The sequence below is a fragment of the Bradyrhizobium sp. S3.12.5 genome (assembly GCF_040548225.1).
Classification (GTDB): domain Bacteria; phylum Pseudomonadota; class Alphaproteobacteria; order Rhizobiales; family Xanthobacteraceae; genus Bradyrhizobium; species Bradyrhizobium cytisi.
The window spans coordinates 66,986-87,766 of sequence record NZ_JBEPRF010000024.1; the positions used below are offsets into that span (position 1 = coordinate 66,986).

A 20,781-nucleotide genomic window follows, 5' to 3' on the forward strand; every position below is an offset into this window, starting at 1 on the left:
ACCACGTCTGCTCGTCAGGATTGCGCGCCAAGGGCGACATTCGGCCGCGCGTGGACGGTTGCACCGAATGTGTTAGTTTCCCACATATCGGATGGGTTCGGAGCCCCGATTGTTAGCCAAATTTAATGTCGGCAGACATCGGTATCCGAGATAGAGTTTGACGAACCGGCGGCATGGCGACCCTCATGCCGGACCGGGCCAACCAACGGGAATTCGACCATGTCGGACCTAGACCGCAATTACGCTTCTCCTTTCGGCAGGGCCGCCGGGCGTGTTGACGCCGCGACGGTCGATGCCGGTCTGCGCGCCTATATGCTGCGCATCTACAACTACATGAGCATTGGCCTCGCCATCACTGGCCTCGCCGCACTCGGCGTCTACATGGCTGCCGTGACCGACGTTCCGACCGCGGAAGCCGTCCGCGTCGGCAAGCTGTTCCTGACGCCGTTCGGCTACGCGATGTTCGTGAGCCCGCTGAAGTGGCTGTTCATGCTGGCGCCGCTCGCCATGGTGTTCGTGATCTCGGCTGGCATCAACCGTCTCGCCCCCTCGACCGCCCAGATCCTGTTCTGGGTGTTCTCGGCGCTGATGGGCATCTCGCTGTCCTCGATCTTCCTGGTGTACACGCACACCTCGATCGTGCGGGTGTTCTTCATCACCGCGGCGACCTTCGGCGCGCTGAGCCTCTACGGCTACACCACCAAGCGTGACATGAGCGGCATGGGCTCGTTCCTGTTCATGGGCCTGATCGGCATCATCATCGCGAGCCTGGTGAACCTGTTCCTGGCCAGCACGGCGCTGCAGTTCATCGTGTCGGTGGTCGGTGTGCTGGTGTTCGCGGGCCTCACCGCCTGGGATACGCAGCGGCTGAAGAACGACTACATCTACGGCTACGCTTCGGCCGGCGGCGACATCGCCGAGCGCGCGGCGATCTCCGGTGCGCTGTCGCTGTACCTGAACTTCATCAACCTGTTCACGCTGCTGCTGCAGCTCCTCGGCCAGCGCGACTAAGCGCCAGACCTGAGAGAACGGATCCGAACCCCGGCCGCGAGGCCGGGGTTTTTGTTTGGGGCCGAGCTGTCCCCACAAACACCGTCATTGCGAGCGAAGCGGAGCAATCCAGACTCCCCCCGCGGATGCATTTCTGGATTGCTTCGTCGCAAGGGCTCCTCGCAATGACGGAGTGCGTGGAAACGCCGTTGCCTCTTCCAGCCGCCGCGCGAACGCTCTAATGTTCCGCCATGTCCACACCCGATATCAGGCCCACGACCGAGGCCGACCTTCCCGCCATTACCGCCATCTATCAGCAGGCCGTCCGCGAGGGCACCGCGACGTTCGAGATCGAGCCGCCTGACCTCGCCGAGATGATGCGCCGCTATCGCACGCTGGTCGACGGCGGCTATCCCTATTTCGTCGCCGTCCTCGACGGCCGCGTTGCCGGCTACGCCTATGCCGGCGCCTACCGGCCCCGCCCGGCCTACCGCTTCACGGTCGAGAACTCGATCTATCTCGATCCCGCCTTCCACCGCCGCGGCATCGGCGCGCTGCTGCTGGAGCGGCTGATCATCGAATGCGAGGCGCGCGGCTTCCGCCAGATGATCGCGGTCATCGGCGATTCCGCCAATGCCGGCTCGATCGGCGTGCATACCAGAGGCGGCTTCAAGATGATCGGCACGCACCCGAATGTCGGCCTGAAGTTCGGCCGCTGGCTGGATACCGTGATGATGCAGCGCGACCTCGGCGAGGGCGCGAGCACCGTGCCGGCGAAATAACCCGGACTCGTAGGTGGGTAAAGCGAAGCGTGCCCACAATGCGCGGCGATTGAGGAGAGATGGTGGGCACGGCGCTTTGCGCCTTTGCCCACCCTACTGCAGCGTCGGTGTGGCTACACCACCGCCAGTTTCCGGTCGATCACCAGCAGCACGCGGTCGAGCTCGTGGCCGCGGCGCAGGATCAGGCCGGTCGCCGCGATCACGCTGTACATGCCCTGCTTGCGGGCCAGTCGCGGATCTTTCTCGATGCGGTAGATCGGCACTTCGGAGGCGCGGCGATAGACCGAGAACACCGCGCGGTCCTTCAGGAAGTCGATGGCATAGTCGCGCCACTCGCCGTCGGCGACCATGCGGCCGTAGAGATTGAGAATTCGGCTCAACTCGAGCCGGTTGAACGTCACCCGGCTCAGTTGGGCATTTGCAGCGGCGGGGCGCGCCACTGCACGCTGCTCGCTCGGATCGGCATCCTCCGGCGTCAAGCTCATGCAGCGCCTCCTGTCGCATCAGCACGACCCGCCTCCGCGAAGACCGTCCCCGGAGCCGCGGATCATGACAATGGCATGATTGCGCCAACTGTTCCCCGCCGCAAGAGGCTCTTGAAGGGCTCTTTTGGAGCGCTCTTGAAGGACCGTGGCTTATCTCGCGGACCGGTTGCGAATCATGACACATGCAACGGTGGAACTCCTCAGCGGCAAACCGTCACGGGATCGTTAGCAGGAATCACAGGATCGCCGCTTTTCCGCCCACCGCCCGCCGCCCTGCACTGCGAAAAGACCTCTGTGCGTTGACCCGGTCCTTTCGGTTCCGGATTCCTCAGCCCCCAGCCCCCCGGGGTCGAACAGGATCGGGTCTGTACGCGCGACAAGGAGGGCCAACGCAAGTTGGTCCTTTTTTGTTTGTGTCGGGGTGTCGCTGGCCGCAATTGCGCACCGTAGTTCGCGCTTCGCGCGCCCCGGAATGACGACAGACAAATTGTCTTGAGACGATCTTGAGCGCGCGTCGCTTCAGTGCAGTGACGTGTACGCCGCGCCCAGCATCGCGCCCGGCTTCTCGCGGTTGCCGTCCTGGACATAGACCACCGCACCATCGACGCCATCGCGCGAGGTGAGATTCTCAAGCGGCACCGTCCAGGTTTCCGGATGTCCGTTCCAGTCGCCGACCTTGAGCAGATTGCGCACCACGTTGTGGTAGGTGATCTGCTGTCCGCGATTCTCGCCGCGGCTGATCTCGATCGGCACCGATTTCGCAATCGAGCAGATCCAGACCTCGCCATGCGAGATCGCCGGCTCGTTGCCCGCGGCCACCGATACATTGATCTGCTTGCCTGCCAGCGACATCGTCACCGGCACGCTCATCACGCCAGTCCCCTTGTCAGTCTTGCCGATCGCGCTTTCGATGCCGGCCCGATCGCTGCCGATGACATGCACAGCGCCATTGACCACGACCTGCGGCGTGTAGACCTCGCGGTCACCGCGCATGCGTGAATAGGCGCGCTGCCGCGCCGAGAAACGCGAATCTGCTAGCGTGTCCTTCCAGCCCAAATAGTCCCAATAATCGATCGGCATGCTCAGCGCGATGATCGAGGGATCCTTGGCGAGGTCGCCGATGACCTTGTCGGCGGGCGGGCAGGAGGAGCAGCCCTGCGAGGTGAAGAGCTCGACCACGGCGCGGGGATCGGCCTGGGCGGGACGGATGACGGCGACGATTGCGCAGATGCCCAGTGCTCCCGACCAGAGTGCGCCGGACCATCGCGAAACCAAATGAGAAGCCATCATTCCAGTCATGTCGAACGTCACATCTCGTCTTCGTGGAGGGATATCCTATCGCCCGATGGTCACCGTAGTCTTACGGGCACGGCAGTCTTACGGGCACGGCGCACTCCGCCCGATGCGAAGTGTCCGCCGGGTGGGCCCATCTGAAGCATGCCGTAATGCACGAAGGCGGCCTTGTGATAGGCCGCCTTTGTTTAACCTTCTACTCACGTCGCAGTGAGCCACCGTTCACAAATTCGCGCTCAGGCCGCGAGCTTGCGCAGCACATAATGCAGAATGCCGCCGTTCCGGTAATAATCGAGCTCGTCCAGCGTATCGATGCGGCAAAGCAGCGAAACGCGCCGCAATGAACCGTCCCCGGACACAATCTCCGCGGTCAGCTTCTGGCGCGGCCTAAGGTCGCCGACGAGGCCACGCAGCGTGACCTTCTCGTCGCCCTTCAGGCCGAGCGACGACCAGGAGGTGCCGTCCTCGAAGGTCAGCGGCAGCACGCCCATGCCGACCAGGTTGGAGCGATGGATGCGCTCGAAGCTCTGGCAGATCACTGCGCGCACGCCGAGCAGACGCGTACCCTTCGCAGCCCAGTCGCGCGAGGAGCCGTTGCCGTATTCGGCGCCGGCGAACACCACCAGCGGCACCTGCTCCTGCTGGTACTTCATCGCGGCGTCGTAGATCGACATCTGCTCGCCGTCGGGCCAGTGCTTGGTGAGACCGCCCTCGGGGATGTTTCCATCGGCGCCCTTGAGCATGAAGTTCTTGATGCGGATGTTGGCGAAGGTGCCGCGCATCATCACCTCATGGTTGCCGCGACGCGTGCCGTACTGGTTGAAGTCGGCGGGCCGCACTTGGTGCTCGCTGAGATATTTGCCAGCGGGCGAGGTGAGCTTGATCGAACCGGCCGGCGAGATGTGGTCGGTGGTGATCTTGTCGCCGAACATGGCGAGGATGCGCGCCTCGACGATATCGGTGACCGGCTCCGGCTCCTTCTTCATGCCGTCGAAATAGGGCGGGTTCTGCACATAGGTCGAAGACATGTTCCAGCGATAGGTCTCGCTCTCGACCGTCTTGATCTTGCGCCAGTTGGCGTCGCCCTTGAACACGTCGGCATACTTCTTCTTGAAGATCGCCGCGGTCACGAACTTCTTCATGAAGGCGTTGATCTCCTTCGTCGTCGGCCAGATGTCCTTCAGATACACCGGCTTGCCGTCCTTGCCTTCGCCGAGCGGCTCGACGGCGAGGTTCTTGGTGACGCTGCCGGCGAGCGCATGCGCGACGACCAGCGGCGGCGAGGCCAGATAGTTCGCCTGCACGTCCGGCGAGACGCGGCCTTCGAAGTTGCGGTTACCGGAGAGCACCGCGGCGGCAACGATGCCGTTGTCGTTGATCGACTTCGAGATCTCATCCGGCAGCGGGCCGGAATTGCCGATGCAGGTGGTGCAGCCGAAGCCGACGAGGTTGAAGCCGACCTTGTCGAGATCGGCCTGCAGACCGGAATCGGCGAGATAGCCCGCGACCACCTGGCTGCCCGGAGCGAGCGAGGTCTTCACCCACGGCTTGGCCTTGAGGCCCTTGGCCGCAGCGTTACGCGCGAGCAGGCCGGCACCGATCAAGACGCTCGGGTTCGAGGTATTGGTGCAGGAGGTGATGGCGGCGATCACGACGTCGCCGTGGCCGATCTCGAAGTTCTTGCCTTCGACGGCGAAGCGCTTGTTGGGTTCTTCGGTCTTCTTGTACTCGGTGCCGAGCGCGAGCGAAAAGCCTTCGGCGACCGAAGGCAGCGCGATGCGGCCTTCGGGACGCTTCGGACCGGCCATCGACGGCACGACGTCAGCGAGATCGAGCGTCAGCGTTTCCGTGAACACCGGATCGGCCGACTTGGCGGTGCGGAACAGCCCTTGCGCCTTCGCATAGGCCTGCACCAGCGCGACGCGCGGTGCGGCGCGGCCAGAGGTCTTGAGGTAGTCGATCGCGGCGGCGTCGACCGGGAAGAAGCCGCAGGTCGCGCCATATTCCGGCGCCATGTTGGCGATGGTCGCCTTGTCGGCGACGGAGAGATTGTCGAGGCCGGGGCCGAAGAACTCGACGAACTTGCCGACCACGCCGAGCTTGCGCAGCATCTGCGTGACGGTCAGCACGAGGTCGGTCGCGGTGACGCCTTCCTTCATCGCGCCCTTCAGCTTGAAGCCGACGACGTTGGGCAGCAGCATCGACAGCGGCTGGCCGAGCATGCAGGCTTCAGCCTCGATGCCGCCGACGCCCCAGCCGAGCACGGCGAGACCGTTGACCATGGTGGTGTGGGAGTCAGTGCCGACGAGCGAGTCGGGATAGGCGACCTCGAAGGTGCCGGTCTTCTTGCCGACCGTCATCTTCTCCTTCTTGGTCCACACCGTCTGGGAGAGATATTCGAGATTGACCTGGTGGCAGATGCCGGTGCCGGGCGGCACGACGGAGAAGTTCGAGAACGCCTTCTGGCCCCACTTCAGGAACTCGTAGCGCTCCTGGTTCTGCTTGTATTCCTCGATGACGTTCTTGCCGAAAGCCTTGTTGTCACCGAAGAAGTTCACAATCACGGAGTGGTCGATGACGAGATCGACGGGGACCAGCGGGTTGATCTTCTCGGCATCGCCGCCGAGGCTCTGCATCGCGTTGCGCATCGCGGCGAGGTCGACCACCGCCGGCACGCCGGTAAAATCCTGCATCAGCACGCGCGCGGGACGGAACGCGATCTCATGCTCCAGCGACTTCTTGCGCAGCCACTTCGAGACCGCGACGATGTCCTCCTTCTTGACCGAGCGCCCGTCCTCGTTGCGGAGGAGATTCTCGAGCAGGACCTTCATCGAATAGGGGAGTTTCGAAATTCCCTTCAGACCATTCTTCTCGGCCGTGGGCAGACTGTAATAGACATAGGTCTTGGCGCCGACCTTGAGGGTCTTTTTGCATTTGAAGCTGTCGAGCGAGGTCATGTAGGAAATCCCAATTGTTAGTTATACCCGGCAAGGGGTATCGTAACACCGTCAGCGCAGCAGGTTAGGTCGCTTGCAGGGGCAGGTTGAGTTGCTGCATCAAGTAGTTCCGGGCTTATAGAAGCTTTCTAACCGCGCCGCCACAGCCACAATCGTACCGCAGCAATTCGCGAGCCAAAAATTCTGATGCGCTACCCCCAGTTTTCCTGAGGCCCGGCTTTGAGCGGGTTGAAACGAGGCGAGATGCGGCTCTCTGGACAGGGGCTCACCTGCGTGCGGGGCGGTCGCGAGGTATTTTCCGGGCTCGACTTCGAGGCGGCCTCCGGCGACGTCGTGGCGGTGGTGGGCCGCAACGGATCGGGCAAGACCTCGCTGCTGCGGCTGATTGCCGGCCTGCTCATTCCGGCTGGCGGCAGGATCGTACTCGACGGGGGCGACGCCGAAATGACGCTGCCGGAGCAATGCCACTATCTCGGCCATCGCGATGCCCTCAAGCCGGCGCTGAGCGTGGCGGAAAACCTGTCATTCTGGGCTGATTTTCTGGGAGGCGAGCGCTGCGGCGCCGCTGAAAGCCTCGCCACCGTCGGCCTCGACCACGCCGCCGATCTGCCCGCCGCCTTCCTGTCGGCAGGCCAGCGACGCCGGCTCTCGCTGGCCCGGCTGCTGACAGTCCGCCGCCCGGTCTGGCTGCTGGACGAGCCGACCAATGCGCTGGATGTCGCCGGCCAGGACTTGTTCGGCGGCCTGATGCGCGACCATCTGGCGCGCGGCGGCCTGATCATCGCGGCGACGCATACCGCGCTGGGTATCGCGGCGCGGGAGCTGCGGATCGGGGGAATGGTGTGAATCCGATGAACCCTCAGCTTTCCAAGTGGCCGCACCGGGCTCGTGACCTCAGTCCAGGGGGAGTCTTCGTTGTCGAGACACCCTCTCCCCAACCCTCCCCCGCAAGCGGGGGAGGGAGTGCAGTTTGCTTGGGGCGTGAGCCGGGCTCTCATGGCCGCCTCTCCGCCGGAGACCCCTCATGACCGCCCTCGCCGCCCTGATCCGCCGCGACATCCGGATCGCGCTCCGCGTTGGCGGCGGGGCGCTGATTGGCGTGCTGTTCTTCCTCACCGTGGTGGTGCTGATGCCATTTGCGGTGGGGCCGGACCTGGCGCTGTTGTCGCGGCTGGGGCCCGCCATCCTCTGGCTCGGCGCCCTGCTGGCCAGCCTGCTGACGCTGGACCGGCTGTTCATGGCTGACCATGAGGACGGCTCGCTCGATTTGATCACGATGAGCCGGACGCCGCTGGAACTGGCCTGCGCGGCCAAGGCGCTGGCGCATTGGCTGGCCGCGGGCCTGCCGCTGATTGTCGCAACCCCCGTGCTGGGCCTGTTGCTCAACCTCGACATGGCCGCGACCGGTGCCGTGGCGCTGACGCTGCTCGCCGGCACCCCGGCGCTGACATTTACCGGCATGATCGGTGCGGCACTGGCGGTGACGCTGCATCGTGGTGGCCTCTTGATGGCCGTCCTGGTGCTGCCGCTATCGATTCCCGTGCTGATCTTCGGCGTTGCGGCCTCGCAGGCCGCGATCACCGGGCCATTGTCATTCGGCGCGCCGTTCTCGATCCTCTGCGCGCTGTCGCTGGTCAGCCTCATCGTAGGCCCATTCGCGGCGGCGGCGAGCCTGAAGCATGGACTGGACTGACCTTGACCCCGATCAACTTTCGCTGCGCACTTTGATGCTGATTGCGTGAGCCCGGACCTGCGATTATCAGGATAGGATGACGCTGATCGATCTCGCCAACCCCACACGGTTCCTCGCGCTGAGTGCGCGGGTGGTGCCGTGGCTTGCGGCCGCGACCGTCATCCTGCTCGCGATCGGCCTTTATCAATCCGCTCTCGCGCCCGACGACTATCAGCAGGGCGCGACCGTGAAGATCATGTTCATCCACGTGCCCAATGCGTGGCTGTCGATGTTCGTCTGGGGCGTGATGAGCGTCGCCTCGCTCGGCACGCTGGTGTGGCGGCATCCGCTCGCCGACGTCGCCGCCAAGGCCGCGGCACCGATCGGCGCCAGCTTCACCTTCCTCGCGTTGCTCACGGGCTCGCTATGGGGCCGGCCGATGTGGGGCACCTATTGGGAATGGGATGCGCGGCTGACCTCGGTGCTGATCCTGTTCCTGATGTATCTCGGCCTGATGGCGCTGTGGCGCGCGGTTGAGGATCCCTCGCGCGCGGCACGCGCAGCGGCCGTGCTGACGCTGGTCGGTGCGATCAATCTGCCGATCATCAAATTCTCGGTCGACTGGTGGAACACGCTGCATCAACCGGCCTCGGTGATGCGCATGGGCGGCTCGACGCTCGACAAGTCGTTCCTGATCCCGCTCCTGGTGATGGCGGTCGCATTCACGCTGCTGTTCGTCACACTGCATCTGGCGGCGATGCGCAACGAGATCTTGCGCCGCCGCGTCCGCTCGCTGCAGATGATGCAGGCGAGCCAGAAAGCCGCATGACGATGTCGCTTGGTCCCTATGCGTCATTCATTGTGACCTCCTATGCTGCCGCCGCCATCGTCGTCGCGATCCTGATCGGCTGGGTCGTGCTCGATTATCGCAACCAGGCCCGACGTCTGCGCGAGCTCGATCGCAGCGGCGTCACGCGCCGCTCGGCCCGCAGTGCGGTGGATACACCATGAGCGAGCAATCGACCCCCGCGACGCCGCCGCGACGCACCTTCCTGATGGTGCTGCCGCTGCTCGCCTTCGTCGCCCTTGCCGTGCTGTTCTGGTTCCGGCTCGGCAGCGGCGATCCTTCGCGAATTCCCTCCGCGCTGATCGGCCGGCCCGCGCCGCAGACCACGCTGCCGCCACTTGAGGGATTGCAAGCCGACAGCGTGCAGGTGCCCGGGCTCGACCCCGCTGCGTTCAAGGGTAAGGTCAGCCTCGTCAACGTCTGGGCCTCCTGGTGCGTGCCCTGTCACGACGAGGCGCCGCTACTGACGGAGCTTGCCAAGGACAAGCGCTTCCAGCTCGTCGGCATCAACTACAAGGATGCACCCGACAACGCGCGGCGCTTCCTCGGCCGTTACGGCAACCCGTTCGGCCGTGTCGGCACTGACGCCAATGGTCGCGCCTCGATCGAATGGGGCGTCTATGGCGTGCCTGAGACCTTTGTCGTCGGCCGCGAAGGCACCATCGTCTACAAGCTGGTCGGCCCGATCACGCAGGAGAATTTGCGGACGGTGCTGCTGCCGGAGATGGAGAAGGCGTTGAAGGCGGGATCTTAGTACGATCTCGTGCCCCGGACACAGCGCTGCGCTTGTTCAGCGATGCGCTGCAGAGCCGGGGCCCATGCCGCCGCGACCGCGCTTCTAGAGAGAGCCTGGGTCCCGGCTCGCGCTTCGCGCGTCCGGGGCACGAGCATTACCCCTTCCGCACATCTCCCGCCTCGGCCTCGCTGGTCTCCAGCGACACCGGCTCGACGCCGTAGCGCTTGGTCAGCGGCATCTGGGCGATGGCGAAGATCATGGTGATGGGCGTGACGCCAAACACCTTGAAGTTCACCCAGAAATCCGTGCTCTGGGTGCGCCAGACGATCTCGTTCAGCACCGCCATGCCGGCGAAGAACAGCGCCCAGCGCAGCGTCAGGATGCGCCAGCCCTGCGGGGTCAGGTTGAACATCTGGTCGAACATCACGGCGATGAAGGAGCGGCCGAACAGCAGGCCGCCGCCGAGGATCGCGGCGAACAGGCCGTAGATGATGGTCGGCTTGACCTTGATGAAGGTCTCGTCGTGCAGGACCAGGGTCAGCGTGCCGAACACCAGCACGATCACGCCGGTCACGATTGCCATGATCGGGATATGGCGCGTCACCACATAGGAGGCGATCATCGCCACCACGATCGCGACCATGAAGGCGCCGGTCGCGGCGAACAAATTGAACTTCGCATTCACGAAGAAGAACACGAGCAGCGGACCGAGCTCGGTCGCAAGCTTGAACAGCGGATGCGGCTGGGTCTTATCCATTACCTGACCTTTGTTGTTGTCATGCCCCGCGAAGGCGGGGCATCCAGTACGCCGCGCCGCTGGTTGTAGACCACAGGCGGCTCGGAATACTGGATCCCCCGCTTTCGCGGGGGATGACGAAGGAAACCTACGATTCGATTCCGGCGATCGCACGGGCGAAATCGCGCGCGGTGAACGGCGCGAGATCGTCAACGCCTTCGCCGACGCCGATGAAATGCACCGGCAGCTTGAATTTCTCCGCGAGCGCCACCAGAATGCCGCCGCGCGCGGTGCCGTCGAGCTTGGTCATCACGAGGCCCGTCACCCCTGCGGTGCGATGAAAGGCCTCGACCTGCGACAGCGCGTTCTGGCCGACGGTGGCATCGAGCACGAGCAGCACCGCATGCGGCGCCGAAGCGTCGACCTTGCGGATGACGCGCACGACCTTCTCGAGCTCGTTCATCAGCTCGGCCTTGTTCTGCAAGCGGCCGGCGGTGTCGACCAGGAGCACATCGATGGCCTGCTCCTTCGCCGCCGTCAGCGCATTGAAGGCGAGACTTGCCGAATCCGAGCCCTGCGCACCCGCGATGACCGGCGTCCTGGTGCGCTCGCCCCAGACCTTGAGCTGCTCGATCGCTGCTGCGCGAAACGTGTCGCCGGCGGCCAGCATCACCTTGCGGCCTTCGGACGCGAATTTTTGCGAGAGCTTGCCGATGGTGGTGGTCTTGCCGGAGCCGTTGACGCCGACCACGAGGATCACGAACGGCTTCCTGCCCGCATCGATCTCGAGCGGCTTGGCCACCGGCGCCAGCACCTTCTCGACCTCGGTTGCGACCACGTCCTTGACCTCGTCGGCCGAGATCGCCTTGTCGTAGCGCCCGGTGCCGACCGCATCCGCGATCCGCACCGCGACCGAGGTGCCGAGGTCGGCGCGCAGCAGCACATCCTCGATGTCGTCGAGCATGGCGCGGTCGAGCTTGCGCTTGGTGACGAGATCGGCGACCGCGGTTCCGAGCGAGGACGAGGTGCGCTTCAGCCCGTTGGACAGGCGGCGCCACCAGCTCAGCTTGGAGGTCTCGGGGGTGGTATCGTTCATGGTGGCGGTGTGTTAGCCGTTCCCGCTGTTAAACGAAAGTCTTGCAATTGCTCGATGTTCCCGAATTGACCGCTGACGAGATTTTGGCGCGCGTGCTCCATCGCGACGGGCTGATGCTGGTCATCGACAAGCCGTCCGGTCTGCCGGTGCATCGCGGCCCCAAGGGCGGCGCCAATCTGGAAGCCTCCTTCAACGCGCTCTGTTTCGGCCTGCCGCGGCCGCCGGTGCTGGCCCATCGGCTGGACAAGGACACTTCCGGCTGCCTCGTGCTCGGCCGCCATCGCAAGGCGACCGCTTCGCTCGGCCTCCTGTTCAAGCATGGCAAGATCGGCAAGACCTACTGGACCGTGGTCGAGGGCGGCCCTGCCGAGGACGAAGGCACCATCGACATGCCGCTCGGCCGGCTCAATGCGGAGCGCGGCTGGTGGCAGAAGCCTGACCCGGAGGGGCAGAAGGCCGTCACGAACTGGAAGGTGATGGGCCGCGGCGAGGGCTTCACCTGGCTCGCCATGGAACCGGTGACGGGACGGACCCATCAATTGCGGGTGCATTCGGCTTCGACCGGCTGGCCGATCTTCGGCGATAACATATACGGCCGCGGCCCGCGCTTCGGCGAGCCGAAGCTGCACCTGCATTCCCGCGAGATCGTGGTGCCGATCTCCCGGAACAAGGAGCCGGTCCGCGTCGTCGCACCGGCCCCGCCCCACATGCATGAGAAGCTCCGCGCCTGCGGCTGGAACGGGGAATAACCCCTTCCCCGAGCCATGGTTTACGAAACGTTCAGTGCTCGTCTCTAGTGATAGCGGTTGCTTAGAACAAGCTTCCGTCATCCGCTCAGGACGAGCAGCACGTCATGTCCAATGCCGAACTATCGATCATCGACGAGGTTGAAGCCGCCATTCTTCTCGGTTCGGCGGAAAAGGGCCTCGAAACGGCCCGGCGCGTCACCGACCTGTTCCTGTCCTCCGCCGGAAGTTTTGACGACGAGCAGATCGCGCTGTTCGACGACGTGCTCGAGCGCCTGATCGGCACCATCGAGCTGCGCGCCATCGCCGACATGGGCGCGCGCGTTGCGCTCGCCGAAATCAGCGCCCAGCTTGCGCCGATCGCGCAGGCCCCGCCCTCCGTCATCCGCCGCCTCGCCAACAATGACGAGATCCGCATCGCCGGCCCCGTGCTGCAGGAATCCGCGCGCCTCGACGACGGCGAGCTGGTGAAGATCGCATCATCCAAGGGCGAGCCGCATCTGCTCGCGGTCGCCGGCCGCTGGTGGCTGAAGGAGATCGTCACCGACGCGCTGCTGGCGCGCCGCTATCCGAGCGTCAGCCGCCGTCTCGCCGCCAATCCCGGCGCGCGCGTTTCGGGCAACGGATTCACCGTTATTGTCGGCCAGGCCGAGTCCGATCCGGAGCTCGCCGTCAGCGTCGGCGTCCGCGTCGACCTGCCGTCGGAGCTGCGCCGCCAATTGCTGCGCTCGGCGACGGACACGGTTCGCACGCGATTGCTGTCGCGCGCGCCGCCCGATCTGTTCGATGAAATCCAGAGCGCGATCGCCGCCGTCACCGTCGGCGTCGCGCGCGAGATGTCGGGGGTCCGCGATTTCGAGGGCGCCAAGCGCGCGATCGCGAATCTCAAGGCATCCGGTCAGCTCAATGAGGCGACGCTGCTCGGCTTCGCCAGGCAGCGGCGCTACGAAGAGGCCGTGGCCGCGTTGGCAGTATTGTCAGGGTCGACGGTCGAGGTGATTCGCCCGCTGATGCAGAGCCTGCGCGAAGACGGCCTGCTGGTGCCGTGCAAGGCGGCGCAGCTGAGCTGGGAAACCACCGCCGCCGTGCTCGAAAGCCGCTTTGCGACAGGTGCAATGAAGCCAGCGGATGTTGCGAGGGCGCAGAGCAATTTTGCACGGATGTCGCCGGAGAATGCACGACGCACGCTGCGCTTCTGGCAGGTCCGGGCGTCGTAATTTTCCCTCTCCCCTTGTGGGAGAGGTTGGCTCGCCGCGCAGCGGCGAGACGGGTGAGCGGTCTCTCTCCGCGTGTGAGTCTCTCGCAACAGAGCTCGCTGAAGCAACCCCTCATCCGGCGCTTCGCGCCACCTTCTCCCACAAGGGGAGAAGGGAAGAGACAGCGGATTATGTCGTCAGCCGCTCGCCATCGCTGCCGGCAATCGTGAGCGGCACGACGCTCCCCACGCGCTTGCCCGCAATCGCCACCGGCAGATAGTGCTCGGTGCGCCCCTGGCCATCGCTCTCGATCAGCACCTCACGCGTCGCGCCGATCTCGGCTTGCAGCCGCTGCCGCAACGCTGCCTCGCCCACTGCGCGCAGCCGCTTCGCACGCGCCTTGATCGCTCCGCCGGCGACCTGCGGCATCCGCGCGGCCGGCGTGCCGGGGCGCGGTGAATACGGGAAGACGTGCAGGAACGTCAGGCCGCACTCCTCGACCAGATCAAGCGAGCGGGAAAACATCTCCTCGGTCTCGGTCGGAAAGCCCGCGATGATGTCGGCGCCGAAGACGATGTCCGGCCGCAGCCGACTCACCTGATCGCAGAAGAGGATCGCATCCTGCCGCGAATGCCGTCGCTTCATGCGCTTCAGGATCATGTCGTCGCCGGATTGCAGCGACAGGTGCAGATGCGGCATCAACCGCGCATCATCGGCGATGGCATCCAACAGATCGCGATCCGCCTCGATCGAATCGATCGAGGAGATGCGCAACCGCTTCAGCTCCGGCACGTGCCGCAGGATCTGCCTGGTCAGCAGGCCGAGCTTGGGTGCGCCCGGCAGATCGGCACCGTAGCTGGTGAGATCGACGCCGGTCAGCACGATCTCGGCATGGCCGCGCTCGACCAGCGCCCGCACCTGATCGACCACCGCGCCCATCGGCACCGAGCGCGAATTGCCGCGGCCGTAGGGAATGATGCAGAAGGTGCAGCGATGGTCGCAGCCGTTCTGCACCTGCACGAACACGCGCGGCAGGCCGCCCGCATAGCCGTCGACCAGATGCGGCGCCATCTCCTTCACCGCCATGATGTCGCTGACGGCGATCTTCTCGCTTGTGCCGAGATCGAAGGCGTCGCGCGCCTCGCGCCAGGCATCGCTGCGCATCTTGTCGTCATTGCCGACGACGCGATCGACCTCGGCCATGTCCGCGAACATGCTGCTTTGTGTCTGCGCCGCGCAGCCGGTGACGACGATGCGTGCACCGGGCCGTTCGCGCTTTAACTTGCGGATCGACTGGCGCGCCTGCGCCACCGCCTCGTTGGTGACGGCGCAGCTGTTGATGACGATGGTGTCTACGAGCCCCGCGCCCTCCGCCTCGCGGCGGATCACCTCTGCCTCGAAGGCATTGAGGCGGCAGCCGAAAGTGACGACCTCGACAGCCATTACCCGGCCGGCGCGAACAGCGCCGGATCGAAATTGCCTTCGTATTCGAAGGTCGCGGTGCCCGTCATCAGCACGTGGTCGTCGCGCTCGCGCCATTCGATGCCGAGCTTGCCGCCGGGCAGCGTCATCTCGACCTTGCGGTCGGTGCGCTTCAGGCGCGCAGCCGCAACCGCAGTCGCACAGGCCGCCGAGCCGCAAGCCCTGGTGAGACCCGCACCGCGCTCCCAGGTGCGCATCGTGATGTGCTCGCGATCGACAATGTGGGCGAGCGTGATGTTGGCACGCTCGGGGAAAATCGGATGATTCTCCAGCAGCGGACCAAAGCGCTCGAGATCATAGGCGTTGACGTCGTCGACCCAGAAGATCGCGTGCGGATTGCCCATGCTGACCACGGACGGCGAATGCAGGATCGGCTTGTCGATCGGCCCGATCTGCAATTCGATGTAGCGGGTGTCGCGAAACTCTTCCGCCAGCGGAATATCCTGCCACCCGAATTTTGGCGCGCCCATGTCGACGGTGTAGAGATCGGCTGCCGGGCCCTGCCAGGCATTGAGCAGGCCGGCCGCGGTCTCGAAGGTCGCCGTGGTCTGCCCGCTCTTCCCAAAAATCTGCCGCACCACGCAGCGCATGCCGTTGCCGCAGGCGCCGGCTTCCGAGCCGTCATTGTTGTAGATGCTGATGAAGGCTTCGGTGCCGTCGAGCCGCGGCTTCTGAAGCACCATGAGCTGGTCATAGGGCACGCCGCCGTGCGCGGAGGCCACCGCGCGGGCATCGTCCGACGTGACCTTCCCGGCGGAATCGCGCATGTCGACAACGACGATCTCGTTGCCGATGCCGTTCATCTTGGCAAAAGCGTGATTGGCCAGCGCGCTCATGAAAATTCCCGAATTTCGCCTGCCTTATATGGCGATCCTTGCCGGCTTGGCCAGTGTTTTGCCGTCGAGACCAGGACGCCCACCATGACGCCTGCCATGACGCATCTGTCATGGGACGAATTCGGCGCTCGCGTGTTAGAACGGCGCAGTTCGCGCGAACCGGGATGCGCGGCCGGGTTAAGGCCTTGGTGGGCAAGGTCTGGGGAGAATAAAATGAACACTTTTCGTCGTCTCGCTCTGGCCGCATTGATCCCGGCAGTCGCGCTGTCGCTTAGCCCGTCCGGCGCTCCGGCGCAGACCCCGAGCCCGGCGCCCGCCGCGTCGGCTAGTCCCTCGCCGGCCCCGTCAGCCGCGCCCGCCCCGGCTGCAAGTGCCTCGCCTGCGCCCGCGGCAACTCCCTCGCCGGCACCATCGCCAGCGGCCAGCGCCTCACCGTCGCCGGGCCCGGCGGCACCCCCGCCCGCCGCGTCCGTTACGCCCGCCCCGGTGCAGACCGCCGATCCCTTCGGACTGGAGACCACGCTCGAGGCCAAGAAGGTCGTGATGGTCAAGGGCACCGCCAATTGGGACTCGGCCTTCGACACGCTGGTCGACGCCTTCAAGGCGCTGAACGCGCTCTTGGACAAGCAGGGCATCAAGCACGCCGGCAATTCGATGATCGTCTACACCTCGACCGACGACACCGGCTTCACCTTCCTCGCCGAGATTCCGGTCGAGCAGGACCCGAAGAACCTGACCAAGGACATGAGCATCGGCAAATCGCCGGAGGGCAAGGCGCTGAAATTCGTCCATCGCGGCTCCTACGACAACATGGACAACACCTATGAGGCGATCACCAATCACCTCGACGACAAGAAGCTGGAGGCCAAGGACACGTTCATCGAGGAGTACCTCACCGATCCCTTGAAGACGGCCGAGGACAAGCTCGTGATCAATGTGTTCGTTCCGCTGAAGTGAGTCCGATGAAAAAGCCCGCCGCCCTTTTTACGTCCCTCGCCGCTATTTTCGCCGCCACGCTGCAGGCCGCGCCCGCGCTCGCCGACGATTTTCCGTCCGCCATCTCCGTGAGCGGCGAGGCGACCGTCTCGGCGGCACCCGATCTCGCGCACATCGATGCCGGCGTCGCCAATGATGCCAAGTCGGCGAAGGAAGCGTCCGACGCCAACAACGCCGCGATGGGCAAGGTGCTGCTGGCGCTGAAGGGCGCCGGCATCGACGAAAAGGATTACCAGACCTCGCGGCTGTCGCTGCAGCCACAATATGCGCCGAACCGCTCGAACGGCGCCTCGCCGGTGGTCAGCTTCCGCGCCTCCAACCGCGTCACCGTAAAAATCCGCGACGTGACCAAGGTCGCCGGCATCATAGACACGCTGGTCAGCGCCGGCGCAAACGATATCGGCAACATCTCGTTTGAAGTGACGCAAGCCTCGAAGCTGCTCGACGACGCCCGCGAGCGGGCGGTCGCCGACGCCCGCCGCAAGGCCGAGATCTATGCCAAGGCCACCGGCGTCACGCTGGGCGCGCCGCTCAGCGTCTCCGAAGGTGGTGCTCCCATGCCGCTGTTCAAGGGCCGCATGGCCGCAGCCCCGATGGCCGCGCCTGCTGCCGTTGCGCCGGGTGAGGAAACGCTGTCGGTGACGGTGAATGTGAGCTGGGGGATCAAGCCGAAAGAGCAATAACTCTCGTGTCCCGGACGCGCTGCAGCGTGAAACGCTGCTGCGCAGAGCCGGGACCCGGAAAAAGCGACACGATACAATACGTCGACATGTGCCCCGGCTCTGCAGCGCATCGTCGAAGAGACGCTGCGCTGCAGAGCCGGGGCACGAACTGTGTGCGTGGCGAGACCTAAATCTCCACCACCTGCCCGGGCTTCATCGCCACGAACCGCTCCTGCGGAATCTTGGCCGCATCGAGCGCTTCCACCAGCGCCTTCTCCGGCGCGTCGATCGCTTCATCGGTGAGCTGGAACGTGCCGTGATGATGCCCGAGCGCCTGTTGCGCGCCGCAATCATCGAGCGCTTTCACCGCATCTTCCGGGTTCATGTGCTGATCGCGCATGAACCAGCGCGGCTCGTAGGCGCCGATGGGAAGAATCGCCAGACGCAGCGGCCCGTGCTTCTCGGCAACCCGGCGAAAATGTCCGCCGTCGCCATAGCCGGAATCGCAGACGACGTAGATTTTCCCCGCAGGCGTCTCCAGCACAAAGCTCGCCCACAGCGCCTTGTTGCGGTCGAACATGCCGCGCGCCGACCAGTGCCGGGTCGGCACCAGAGTCACGGCGACACCGCTACCGAGCTCGACGCGCTCGTGCCAGTCGAACGCTTCCGCCTTGATCGAGGAATCGCTGCTGCGCATTGTGACGTCGTTGCCGAGCGGGGTGACCACGCGCGGCGCAAAATTTTTCGCGAGCCGCGACAGCGTCGCGATGTCGAGATGATCGTAGTGCCCGTGCGAGACCAGCACGACGTCGATCTTCGGCAGCTTCTCGAAGGCAATGCCGGGATCGTTGTGGCGTTTTGGTCCGGCCCACCCCACCGGCGACACCCGCATCGACCAGACGGGATCGACGAGGATGTTGAGGCCGCCGGTCTGGATCAGCCAGCTGGCGTGGCCGACGAAGGAGAACCGCGCCCTGTCGCCATCGACGCGCTCCGGCGGGGTGTCGGCATGGGGGCTCGGCGCCCAGTCCGGCCATTTCGCGCGCTTTTGGCCGCCGCCGAACTGCCAGCGGAACACCTCACCGAGCGATCTCGGCGGCGCGCCGTCCGGATCGAAGAAGTGCAAGCCGTCGAAATGATCGGAGACCGGGCCGTCATAGGTTTTCATGCGGGAGATCCAAAGGGGAACACCGACCAGCGCACTGGCCCCGGCAAGCAGTCCGAAGATGCGGCGGCGGGTGATCGGCACGGGGCGGGCTTCAGGGATGGTTGGGACGGTCGGACATCACCGCCTATATGGGCGGGACCGCCGAAAAAGGAACCCATCGCCGGAAACGCCCTGTTTTCAAGACCTTGCCCTGGCAAAGCCATCCCGCCACCCTAACTTTCCTTGACTTTTGGGCGTGAGCGGAGTTTAACCCCGCCACTTTCTCGGAAAGGCTTTCTTTTCGACCCGCCCACTGGTCCTAGAGACCAGAGGCCAACGCCCGACAGCGCGATGCGCCCTCGGGCGCAAAGGTGTTTGGACTTTCTTCTCCCTCGCCCCGCTCTTGCGGGGAGAGGGTCGGGGTGAGGGGCTCCCTCCGCGTGTGGCGCGCGTGGAGAGTCCCGTACCCCCTCACCCGCCGCGCAAGGGCGCGGCGACCTCTCCCTGCAGGCGGGGAGAGGTTAAACAGGACAACGGCATTGTTCGACAATCTGTCGGAACGGCTTGGCGGCATTCTCGATCGTCTGACGGGGCGCGGTGCGCTGACCGAAAAGGACGTCGACGCCGCCATGCGCGAGGTGCGCCGCGCGCTGCTCGAGGCCGACGTCGCGCTCGAGGTCGTGCGCAGCTTCACCGAACGCGTCCGCGAGCAGGCGATCGGCGCCACCGTCGTCAAGTCGGTCACGCCCGGCCAGATGGTTGTCAAGATCGTCCATGACGAGCTGATCAACATGCTCGGCGCCGAAAGCCAGACAATCGACGTCAATTCCGTGCCGCCGGTGCCGATCATGATGGTCGGTCTGCAAGGCTCGGGCAAGACGACCACCACCGCAAAGCTCGCCCGCCGCCTGGTCCAACGCGACAAGCGCAAGGTGCTGATGGCTTCGCTCGACATCTATCGCCCGGCGGCGATGGAGCAGCTGGCCGTGCTCGGTCGCGATCTCGACATTCCGACCCTGCCGATCGTTGCCGGCCAGCAGCCGGCTCAGATTGCGAAACGCGCGCTCGAAGCGGGCAAGCTCGGCGGCTACGACATCGTGCTGCTCGACACCGCCGGCCGCACCACGCTCGACGAAGAGATGATGGCGGAGGCAGCTAGCATCAAAGCGGCGGCGAACCCGCATGAAGTGCTGCTGGTCGCGGACTCCCTGACGGGCCAGGACGCCGTCAACCTCGCTCGCGCGTTCGACGAGCGCGTCGGCCTCACCGGCATCGTGCTCACGCGCGTCGACGGCGACGGCCGCGGCGGCGCTGCGCTGTCGATGCGCGCCGTCACCGGCAAGCCGATCAAGCTGATCGGCACCGGTGAAAAGACCGATGCGCTGGAAGATTTCCACCCCGATCGTATCGCCGGCCGCATCCTCGGCATGGGCGACGTGGTGTCGCTGGTCGAGCGCGCCGCCGCCAACATCGACGCGGAGAAGGCCGCGCGCACCGCCGAGCGTATGCGCAAGGGTCAGTTCGACCTCAACGACATGCGCGAGCAGCTCTCGCAGATGGCCAGCATGGGCGGCATCAGCGGCCTGATGGGCATGATGCCCGGCATCGCCAAGATGAAGAACCAGATCGCGGCCGCCGGCATCGACGACAAGATCCTGAAGCGCCAGGTCGCGGTGATCGATTCCATGACGCGCGACGAGCGCCGTCATCCCGACCTGCTCAAGGCCAGCCGCAAGAAGCGGATCGCCGCTGGCTCCGGCCAGAGCGTCGAGCAGGTCAACAAGCTGCTGAAGATGCACCGGAACATGGCCGACGTGATGAAGGCCATGGGCTCGGGCAAGCGCGGTCCGCTGGCCGGCATCGCTCAGGCCATGGGTTTTGGTGGCGGCATGAAGATGCCGTCTCCGGACGAGATGAAGGCGCTGCAGGAGAAAATGCAGGGCGGCGGCGGACAGGGTCTGCCCAGCCTGCCGAAGGATTTGCCGGCCGGTCTTCGCACCGGTCTGCCGAACGTTCCTGGACTGACCGGGCTGAGCGGCAAGCCGACGCTGCCGGGCCTCGGCGGTTTTCCGGGCAAGAAGAAATGAGGAATTCGTCGCGAGGGATCGCATCGGTCTCACGC

20 protein-coding genes are annotated in these 20,781 nt (G+C 65.1%); 12 read left to right on the forward strand and 8 right to left on the reverse strand.

Features of this window, described 5'->3' with window-relative positions:
• Window positions 1-219 precede the first annotated feature (219 nt).
• Window positions 220-1,011, forward strand: coding sequence for a Bax inhibitor-1/YccA family protein (locus ABIC09_RS29575; RefSeq protein WP_148755114.1), 792 nt, complete (start codon window positions 220-222; stop codon window positions 1,009-1,011).
• Between the two features lie 230 nt (window positions 1,012-1,241).
• Window positions 1,242-1,772: a GNAT family N-acetyltransferase gene (locus ABIC09_RS29580; RefSeq protein ID WP_354031124.1), complete on the forward strand. Its 531-nt coding sequence runs from the start codon at window positions 1,242-1,244 to the stop codon at window positions 1,770-1,772.
• A 113-nt stretch (window positions 1,773-1,885) separates the two neighbouring features.
• Here the strand turns inward: ABIC09_RS29580 and ABIC09_RS29585 are convergent, their stop codons facing one another.
• From ABIC09_RS29585 to acnA, 3 genes are all read right to left on the reverse strand, one after another.
• Window positions 1,886-2,257 (reverse strand): DUF2794 domain-containing protein, encoded by a 372-nt coding sequence (locus tag ABIC09_RS29585; protein WP_148755112.1) that lies wholly within the window; start codon window positions 2,255-2,257, stop codon window positions 1,886-1,888.
• Window positions 2,258-2,776: 519 nt separating this feature from the next.
• The gene (locus ABIC09_RS29590) at window positions 2,777-3,556 is read right to left on the reverse strand and encodes a DUF1223 domain-containing protein (protein ID WP_354111460.1); all 780 of its coding nucleotides are present in this window, start codon (window positions 3,554-3,556) and stop codon (window positions 2,777-2,779) included.
• A gap of 230 nt (window positions 3,557-3,786) precedes the next feature.
• Window positions 3,787-6,507 (reverse strand): aconitate hydratase AcnA, encoded by a 2,721-nt coding sequence (gene acnA, locus ABIC09_RS29595; protein WP_354031125.1) that lies wholly within the window; start codon window positions 6,505-6,507, stop codon window positions 3,787-3,789.
• 243 nt (window positions 6,508-6,750) lie between these two features.
• Between acnA and ccmA the strand changes: the two genes are divergently transcribed.
• From ccmA to ABIC09_RS29620, 5 genes are all read left to right on the forward strand, one after another.
• Complete coding sequence (gene ccmA / locus ABIC09_RS29600; RefSeq protein WP_354111461.1) at window positions 6,751-7,353, forward strand: heme ABC exporter ATP-binding protein CcmA; 603 nt, start codon at window positions 6,751-6,753, stop codon at window positions 7,351-7,353.
• A 178-nt stretch (window positions 7,354-7,531) separates the two neighbouring features.
• Complete coding sequence (ccmB, locus tag ABIC09_RS29605) at window positions 7,532-8,200, forward strand: heme exporter protein CcmB (protein ID WP_148755108.1); 669 nt, start codon at window positions 7,532-7,534, stop codon at window positions 8,198-8,200.
• Window positions 8,201-8,276: 76 nt separating this feature from the next.
• Window positions 8,277-9,008, forward strand: a complete 732-nt coding sequence (locus tag ABIC09_RS29610) for a heme ABC transporter permease (protein WP_354111462.1) — start codon at window positions 8,277-8,279, stop codon at window positions 9,006-9,008.
• Entirely contained in the window at window positions 9,005-9,190 is a 186-nt protein-coding gene (ccmD, locus tag ABIC09_RS29615) for a heme exporter protein CcmD (RefSeq protein WP_354111463.1), read from the forward strand. Before ABIC09_RS29610 ends, ccmD begins: the two co-directional genes overlap by 4 nt.
• Window positions 9,187-9,780, forward strand: coding sequence for a DsbE family thiol:disulfide interchange protein (locus ABIC09_RS29620; RefSeq protein ID WP_354111464.1), 594 nt, complete (start codon window positions 9,187-9,189; stop codon window positions 9,778-9,780). Before ccmD ends, ABIC09_RS29620 begins: the two co-directional genes overlap by 4 nt.
• 136 nt (window positions 9,781-9,916) lie before the next feature.
• Here the strand turns inward: ABIC09_RS29620 and ABIC09_RS29625 are convergent, their stop codons facing one another.
• A complete protein-coding gene (locus ABIC09_RS29625; RefSeq protein WP_148755104.1) occupies window positions 9,917-10,519 on the reverse strand; it encodes a septation protein A in 603 nt (200 codons plus the stop codon).
• A 127-nt stretch (window positions 10,520-10,646) separates the two neighbouring features.
• On the reverse strand, window positions 10,647-11,594 hold the full coding sequence (gene ftsY, locus ABIC09_RS29630) for a signal recognition particle-docking protein FtsY (protein ID WP_354111465.1): 948 nt from the start codon (window positions 11,592-11,594) through the stop codon (window positions 10,647-10,649).
• A gap of 47 nt (window positions 11,595-11,641) precedes the next feature.
• On the opposite strand from ftsY, the gene ABIC09_RS29635 reads away from it, so the two are divergent.
• Entirely contained in the window at window positions 11,642-12,343 is a 702-nt protein-coding gene (locus ABIC09_RS29635) for an RluA family pseudouridine synthase (RefSeq protein ID WP_187435308.1), read from the forward strand.
• Between the two features lie 104 nt (window positions 12,344-12,447).
• Entirely contained in the window at window positions 12,448-13,557 is a 1,110-nt protein-coding gene (locus tag ABIC09_RS29640; protein ID WP_354086597.1) for a DUF2336 domain-containing protein, read from the forward strand.
• Between the two features lie 168 nt (window positions 13,558-13,725).
• Here the strand turns inward: ABIC09_RS29640 and mtaB are convergent, their stop codons facing one another.
• Window positions 13,726-14,979: a tRNA (N(6)-L-threonylcarbamoyladenosine(37)-C(2))-methylthiotransferase MtaB gene (mtaB, locus tag ABIC09_RS29645; RefSeq protein ID WP_354111466.1), complete on the reverse strand. Its 1,254-nt coding sequence runs from the start codon at window positions 14,977-14,979 to the stop codon at window positions 13,726-13,728.
• Complete coding sequence (gene dapF / locus ABIC09_RS29650) at window positions 14,979-15,854, reverse strand: diaminopimelate epimerase (RefSeq protein ID WP_354111467.1); 876 nt, start codon at window positions 15,852-15,854, stop codon at window positions 14,979-14,981. Before dapF ends, mtaB begins: the two co-directional genes overlap by 1 nt.
• 213 nt (window positions 15,855-16,067) lie before the next feature.
• Here dapF and ABIC09_RS29655 point away from each other — a divergent pair, with 213 nt between their 5' ends.
• Entirely contained in the window at window positions 16,068-16,811 is a 744-nt protein-coding gene (locus ABIC09_RS29655; protein WP_148756087.1) for a GyrI-like domain-containing protein, read from the forward strand.
• A 5-nt stretch (window positions 16,812-16,816) separates the two neighbouring features.
• On the forward strand, window positions 16,817-17,533 hold the full coding sequence (locus tag ABIC09_RS29660) for an SIMPL domain-containing protein (protein WP_187435437.1): 717 nt from the start codon (window positions 16,817-16,819) through the stop codon (window positions 17,531-17,533).
• A gap of 166 nt (window positions 17,534-17,699) precedes the next feature.
• Here the strand turns inward: ABIC09_RS29660 and ABIC09_RS29665 are convergent, their stop codons facing one another.
• The gene (locus ABIC09_RS29665) at window positions 17,700-18,761 is read right to left on the reverse strand and encodes an MBL fold metallo-hydrolase (protein ID WP_187435436.1); all 1,062 of its coding nucleotides are present in this window, start codon (window positions 18,759-18,761) and stop codon (window positions 17,700-17,702) included.
• A gap of 437 nt (window positions 18,762-19,198) precedes the next feature.
• Here ABIC09_RS29665 and ffh point away from each other — a divergent pair, with 437 nt between their 5' ends.
• The gene (ffh, locus tag ABIC09_RS29670) at window positions 19,199-20,746 is read left to right on the forward strand and encodes a signal recognition particle protein (protein WP_148756085.1); all 1,548 of its coding nucleotides are present in this window, start codon (window positions 19,199-19,201) and stop codon (window positions 20,744-20,746) included.
• Window positions 20,747-20,781 lie beyond the last annotated feature (35 nt).